Origin of the sequence: Lagierella sp. (assembly GCF_029983815.1) — a bacterium.
Classification (GTDB): domain Bacteria; phylum Bacillota; class Clostridia; order Tissierellales; family Peptoniphilaceae; genus Mediannikoviicoccus.
In genome coordinates this window covers 1-6,850 of the sequence record NZ_JASBYU010000033.1, presented here as the reverse complement: position 1 = coordinate 6,850, position 6,850 = coordinate 1, and the positions used below count along the sequence as shown (strand labels likewise).

Genomic DNA, 6,850 nt, shown 5'->3' with positions numbered 1-6,850 from the left:
AATGATAGATTAAATATTGTACTAGATTAATTTACACAATATTATGGACTTGACAATAAAATTTTATCAACTTTTATAAAGTCATTATGCTCTTTTGTATGTTTGTATAAAAATAGTATCACTTTCTCTTCGTCTCGAACAGTCTTTACTATATCATTATTTTGTTTATTGTCTTGGTTAGTATTTATTACTTCAAATGGAACGTTATACTCGTCGATATCCAAAGGACTAATTCATATCTAATACCTCGAAATTATATTGTGGTAACGTTGCCATTTTAAAACTATACCATATATTATTGAATTAGTCAACTTAACAATTCCATAATGTTGTCTAAGTTTATTTAGTTCATTAGTTAATTTTATCATTTTCCTTAGTTTTCAAATAAATACTTAAGGAACTTAGTGAATGAGTAAAGCAAAGTGAACTTTTAAGAGATTTGACAGTTGAATATATACCAAAACCTTTGAACGTTTTGAAAAACGCGTTTTTATGTCAAATTTATAATTTTGTATTTCATAACATCTCGCAATGTGCTATGATACTAAAATCCTATTAAAATAAGACGTATTTTACTCTGGAATTTGGTAGAATATAAGCATGGAAAATATAACACAAGAAATTAAAAATATTGAAGACGCAATGTCAAAAACAAATAATAAAAGAGAATATATAAGACTTAAGGCCATAAAATTAAAACTTAGTGGATATACAGCAAAATCCATCGCTGAGAAATTAGATGTTGGAAGATTAACTATATTCACATGGTTAAAAGCCTATAAAGAAAATTCTGTAGAAGCTTTAAAAAACAAGAAAAGACCTGGAAATCTTAGAAATTTGTCCATAGAAGAAGAAAAGGAGTTTTTAAAACAATTTGAAGAAAAAGCACAAAAAGGACAAATAGTTACAGCAAAGGAAATAGAAAAAGCATATAGAGAACGTGTTGGTCATTCTATAGGAACTGGTCAAATTTACAGAGTTTTAAATAGAAATGGGTTTAGAAAAGTAATGCCAAGAAGTAAACATCCTAAGAAGGCAAAAGAGGAGGTCATAGAGACCTCAAAAAAATTAAATCCAAAGCTCAAGAACTTAGAAACGTTTACCCACACAAACAAGTAAGAATTATGTTTCAGGATGAAGCTGGATTTGGTCGCATAAACAAGCCAAAATACTGCTGGTGTAACAATAAAATAAGACCATCAGTACCATGTCATCACATAAGAGAATATAGATATGCTTATGGAGCAGTAGAGCCTATCACAGGTGAAAATTTCTTTTTAATCCTGCCATATTGTAATACAGATTGTATGAATGTCTTTTTACAAGAATTGTCTAAACAATATAGTGATGATGTGATTTTACTAGTTTGTGATGGTGCATCTTGGCATAAATCAAAGACACTTAATACACCTGAAAATATAGTTATTACGCATATTCCACCATACACTCCAGAGATGAACCCCATAGAACAAATTTGGAAACAAATAAGATCTATGGGATTCAAGAATGAATTCTTTAATTTTCTAGCAGATGTGGTAGACAGATTATGTGAAACTATAAATATGATTACAAAAGATATGGTGAAAAGTATTACGAGTAAAGATTGGTTAGAAGTCCCATTTTAAATGCAGAATAGATGAAATCAATATAAAGGAGCGATATTATCATGAGACTTCAAACTTCTAAATCTTAAAATGCTATTTCTTTTTATATTGTTGAATCTATTTACGTTAAGGAAAAAAGAATTAACAAAATTGTTGAAACAATTGGAACTTTAGAACGAATCAAAGAAATAATTGGAAATAGAAATCCTTATGAGCGGGGACGACAAAGGGCTATGGAGCTCACTAAGGTAAAAAATGGAGGAAAAGAGATTTATATATCCCTACTTACACAAAAACTGAATTGACTGATAAATTACATGAAATTTCTTGTTTTAATACGGATATGGAAGTTATTGCTGCTCAAAAGTTAAGAAAAAATTTTAAAAATACGAAAATCAAAAACGTTGTGCAAAATTAATTTAAAGAGCAATCCTCTGTAAGCAAGCTATTGCAAGGCTTACAGGAGTTTTTCTCTTTTTTTGCTGTCAAATATAGTATTTTTGATCAGGTAGCTCAAATTCTCTACTACGCTTAATCATAGTAAAGATATCCAAGACCATACTTAGTATAAATATATCTCCTTGAATAGCTTGTTATACCCTCAATTATATAACTTCTTCCATAACAATATTATTATAAGAGGGTCTCTTGTTTATATTAAAACTAAAAAGTTAAATTCCAGGTATGCAATATAGTTAAGCAAACCATGAAATTACGTGAATTCTATGAATTTGAAAAATAACATTATTACCAATATAAAAACTAAATTTCGGGATAAAGTTAATATTTTTTAAACATTAAGCTACTTATTTTTTAACTTTGGTCTGTTAGTTTAATTTGCATCTTTTATTTCTTTAAAGAAAGCTTATTTTTACCGATATATGCGGTTCCTAAAATTATATACTCATTTTTTCTTTCATAATTGAATATCCAATTATAGAATAATAAACAACAAAAAACACTAGTGATATAATACTTCCAACGTTAAAGTTACCATTAAAGAGATTGTATAAATAGTATTTTATTGATGGTACTATATAGTTTAAAGTAATAAAAACGTCTATTATGCTACCACAGAGAATAAACACACCAAATAAAACTGTTATATAATCCACCGAATCCGATTTATCTATCAAAAGAAACCTTTTTTTTACAAGCATTAAACTATCGTCAAATAAATTAGGCTTGTTAAAGAAATCACTTAGAAAATAATATACATCAGTTTTCATGTAAAATTTAAATTGAAATATTACCCCGAATTCTAAATATAAAATAGCGAATCTAGAAAACTTAAAAATTGTGGAATCATGATTAAATATAAATGTGCACCACATGAATATACATATAATCAATATATCAATCATCATTCCAGCACAATAAATCAAATACCTATTATTTTTAGGTACTAACCAAATGTTTTTTATTCTTGTTTGATATACTAGATTTAACAACCTATGACTTAAAGAGAATTTAGCAGATGTTTCTTCAAATAAATTGCTTGCTAAAAAATGAAAAAACTCATGTGCTAAACCTGTAATTATATCAAACACTGGAGTAATTAATACAACCAATAATAATGATTCAGACCAAAAATATTCTTTATAAGATGGTAATATAGAATATTTATTAATAAACAACTGAAATATAAGCGTCACAAGAATTATTATGACAAATAATATACCACAAAATTTGTTAAAAATCAACTTCGATAATATGTTATTATTCATTATTATGTTGATGCCATAATCAGACTTATCTATTATTGTTTCATACTCCTTATCAAATGCTTTTTTAATAAAATTTAAATCTGATAACTCCATTATAAAGTCAACTATGTCGCTAGGTTCAATATCTTGATGTTTTGAATTCATTTTATAAAATACTTCCTCGATTGTATGTCCTTCAAGCAGTAGACTTATTATATTTTCCCCTATTTCGGGGATAATTACATATTTGTCAATTCTTGTTCTACCAAGATAGATATTGTTAGTTTCCTCTTCTTTCTTAATAATAAGATCATCGAAAAAGAATACTTTACTTCTATATTTTTTTACGCTATTATTACTATCTAACTCTATTCCTTTCATAATTAAAACCCATCTAAAAATTCATGCGTATATAAAACATGAACTTCTCCAGACCAATTAAGTATTGAACCAATAAAATCATTTATATCAATTCCTGGCATTTCATAAATGAATTCATCTCCAAATGTTCCTGAAGCATCTTCTATAAAAAAAGTTTTATATCCTCTGTCAGCACATAAAATGCTTGAAAATAAGCAACAATACTCTGTATTAAATCCACATATGTATACTTTTGAAACATCATTATCAGTTAAAATTCTAGAAAGATTAGTCCTATAAAACGGATTACAAGATGTCTTTTCAATCACATAATCTCCAAAACCCAGAATTTCTTCTGGTATATCAACGTCACTAGACTCGATATAATAGGGACTATCAGTATCATTCGAAATGTGTTTAGTAAGTATAACTATATTATTATTCTTTTTGAACTCAAAAATTAATTTTTTAATGTTATTTAAAACAATAGAAAAATCTTTTTTCTTTAATATTCCCTTTTGTAAATCTAATATAATTATTGCATCCATAATATTATCCTCTACTTATAAATTTTTTATTAAAAATCTTAATATATCTAAAGCCGTGTATAATGTGTTATTGTTTTTGTCTAATAACGGATTGTATTCAACAATATCTGCTCCAATAAGATTTCCAATTTTTTTTAATTTTAATATTATATCAAATATCTCATTTGTTTTAAGCCCAAAAGGTAAGGTAAAGCCTGTTCCTGGTGCTATACTAGGATCTAAAACATCTAAATCTATAGAAATATAAAAATTTGTGCTTTCAGCAGTACTTATATACCTGTTAATTTTTTCAAATCCATGCTTAATATAATCATCTGCTGATAAAACAAAACCGCTTTTTTCTAGTCCTGGTTTTCTTAACTCTCTAATTCCTACATGAATAACATCTCTCATCTTTGTAATATTACGAGCTGCGCTAATATAATTCGCATGATTAACAACATCATTCAGAATTAAATTGTCATCATAGTGAGCATCAAATTTTACTAAAATAAAATCTTTGTTAAAGCTGTCTAGTATTGGATAGGTAATTGAATGATCACCTCCAATTGCGATTATTTTATTTCTATGATTGAGTATCTGATTCTTATATATTCCTTTTATCCTTTTATGTACTTCATAAGAAGATTCTCCAGGCAATAAGCATATATCTCCCAAATCAAAAATTTTTTCGTCTTTGAAAACATCAATATTAGGATAAGATATATATGGTTCTCCATCAATCCTAGTATATTTAGCAGTATAATCGGAAGTATAATTTCTAATTATATTAGGGGCCAATTTACTACCACTTGCTCCAGTAGTTGCGCCATCATATGGAATTCCTAATAAACCTACTCTTCCTAATTCTGGCTCATTATTTGAATCAAAAAAAGCATTGGATAAATATGTAAAATTAGAAGTAATATTACTTACATCATCTCCAATCATACCACCAATTTTTCTGATTTCAGACACAATAGAACTTACGACTTTTCGTTCTAAATTAAATTTAATAGCACATTCTTCAATAGTAAAATAATTCCTCATATAATTCATGATTTTAATAACATCTTCACTTGTTTCTAAGATTTTACCATTCAAAATATTCTTTACTAAGTAATGATCAGCAATTTTGTTTATAGTTAATATATCATAATTTAATTTCAGCAATGCAATACTCCTCAATTCAAAAAAGATATTGTTAATAATTAACAATATCTTTTTTATTGTTTTACATTCTGGATTCTCCAGAACCTCCTCTTCCTCCTCTTTTGGTTAATTCAACCTTGTCTACTTCTTTGATTTCAATCTTCATGTCTACACCTCCTTATCAGAAAAATTATGTACTGAACATATTGGACAATTCTTATTAATTGGAATATATTCTGAATCTATTTCATCCGTTTTAAAATCTATAAATGTCCTTTTATTTAATGACAAAGGTTTTTCAAATTCAGCTATTAATCGTATAAAATCAAAAATCATAAATGCTGCTAACGCTGACGACGAAGCTGCAGTGCAATTGTTTTCCGAAGAGTAACTATTTTTTAAGATGGATAAATATTTTGCGTATCCTTCTTTGTTAAAATTATTTTCCAAATGATACTCATAACATTCAAAGCAAGATGAAGTATGAGGTATAACAGTTTGAAAAAAAGCAGTTGTCTCAGTGTTACCCCCATATATATACGGTATATTGTTTTTAATACAAGCTTCATTTACCCATTTATATATTTTTACTGGAGGTTTATCCGCAGCACATATTAAACAATTCGGTTTATAAAGATTAATGATAATTTCTAAATCTTTTACAGAATTAATTCTACGGTCCAACCCTATAAAATCAACATTGGAATTAAATTCGTTTACTGTGTCTTTAGCGGCTTCTGTCTTTTTAACTCCAATATGCTTTTCCCTATAAAGAATTTGCCTATTTAAATTTGTCTCGTCAACTAAATCAAAATCTACGGCCACTATTTTTTTACACCAAGCGCTGCTAAATCGTATACTATTGGAGAACCAACTCCACCAAGTCCTAAAACAATAACAGTTGAGTTTATAATATTGCATAAATATTGGTGTTTTTTGTCTCCCCATTTATCAAAGTTAGATAGAAAATTTAAATTTCTACTATACCTTTTTAATAGTTTCTCGGGTATTTCAGATAATTCTACTCCTTCTTCCATGAGATATGGGTAATTTGAAATTTGGTCTATCAATTCAACGATTTCTTTTTTAGTAACTCTATTATCATTATGATTAACAACTCTAAATATATCATCAACGGTATTTATTCCATCACACAAAAAAAGTATTTCCTTTATAATTCCCGTTTCATCTTCTATTTCTATGGCAGATTGATAAGTATTCCCGATTGAGACTTTATTATTATATGGGATAACTAAAATGTGCTTTCTAATTTTCGGTCTTTTAAAATACATAATTAATTCCTTTTTATTTTATTATATCATAATTTTTTAATAGTGCAATCGTTTTTTATTGTTAAAAACAAAATAATGGAATTAAGAGCTAGTAGTTTAAAATTGAATACAAAAAAACCTCTGTCCATATTGAAATGTCCTGTTTTTCACGAAACGAGAGTTTGACAGTTGAATACATACCAAAACCTTTAAACGCATTGAAAAATGCG

7 protein-coding genes are annotated in these 6,850 nt (G+C 27.4%); 2 read left to right on the top strand and 5 right to left on the bottom strand.

Annotation, left to right across the window (positions count from 1 at the left end; all coding sequences use genetic code 11):
• Window positions 1-600: 600 nt before the first annotated feature.
• A complete protein-coding gene (locus Q1K37_RS08275; protein ID WP_300411084.1) occupies window positions 601-1,119 on the top strand; it encodes a helix-turn-helix domain-containing protein in 519 nt (172 codons plus the stop codon).
• 5 nt (window positions 1,120-1,124) lie between these two features.
• A complete protein-coding gene (locus Q1K37_RS08270) occupies window positions 1,125-1,625 on the top strand; it encodes an IS630 family transposase (RefSeq protein ID WP_300411235.1) in 501 nt (166 codons plus the stop codon).
• Between the two features lie 875 nt (window positions 1,626-2,500).
• Here the strand turns inward: Q1K37_RS08270 and Q1K37_RS08265 are convergent.
• From Q1K37_RS08265 to Q1K37_RS08245, 5 genes are all read right to left on the bottom strand, one after another.
• Window positions 2,501-3,691, bottom strand: coding sequence for a hypothetical protein (locus Q1K37_RS08265; RefSeq protein WP_300411234.1), 1,191 nt, complete (start codon window positions 3,689-3,691; stop codon window positions 2,501-2,503).
• Between the two features lie 2 nt (window positions 3,692-3,693).
• Complete coding sequence (locus tag Q1K37_RS08260; RefSeq protein WP_300411232.1) at window positions 3,694-4,218, bottom strand: isochorismatase family protein; 525 nt, start codon at window positions 4,216-4,218, stop codon at window positions 3,694-3,696.
• Window positions 4,219-4,233: 15 nt separating this feature from the next.
• Window positions 4,234-5,370: an arginase family protein gene (locus Q1K37_RS08255; RefSeq protein ID WP_300411230.1), complete on the bottom strand. Its 1,137-nt coding sequence runs from the start codon at window positions 5,368-5,370 to the stop codon at window positions 4,234-4,236.
• A gap of 147 nt (window positions 5,371-5,517) precedes the next feature.
• A complete protein-coding gene (locus tag Q1K37_RS08250; RefSeq protein ID WP_300411228.1) occupies window positions 5,518-6,174 on the bottom strand; it encodes a ThiF family adenylyltransferase in 657 nt (218 codons plus the stop codon).
• Entirely contained in the window at window positions 6,174-6,641 is a 468-nt protein-coding gene (locus Q1K37_RS08245) for a hypothetical protein (protein WP_300411226.1), read from the bottom strand. Before Q1K37_RS08245 ends, Q1K37_RS08250 begins: the two co-directional genes overlap by 1 nt.
• Window positions 6,642-6,850: the final 209 nt, after the last annotated feature.

Coding starts and splice junctions, on each gene's coding strand:
- Q1K37_RS08275 (WP_300411084.1), top strand. CDS start 601: ATGGAAAATATAACACAAGAAATTAAAAATATTGAAGACGCAATGTCA.
- Q1K37_RS08270 (WP_300411235.1), top strand. CDS start 1,125: ATGTTTCAGGATGAAGCTGGATTTGGTCGCATAAACAAGCCAAAATAC.
- Q1K37_RS08265 (WP_300411234.1), bottom strand. CDS start 3,691: ATGAAAGGAATAGAGTTAGATAGTAATAATAGCGTAAAAAAATATAGA.
- Q1K37_RS08260 (WP_300411232.1), bottom strand. CDS start 4,218: ATGGATGCAATAATTATATTAGATTTACAAAAGGGAATATTAAAGAAA.
- Q1K37_RS08245 (WP_300411226.1), bottom strand. CDS start 6,641: ATGTATTTTAAAAGACCGAAAATTAGAAAGCACATTTTAGTTATCCCA.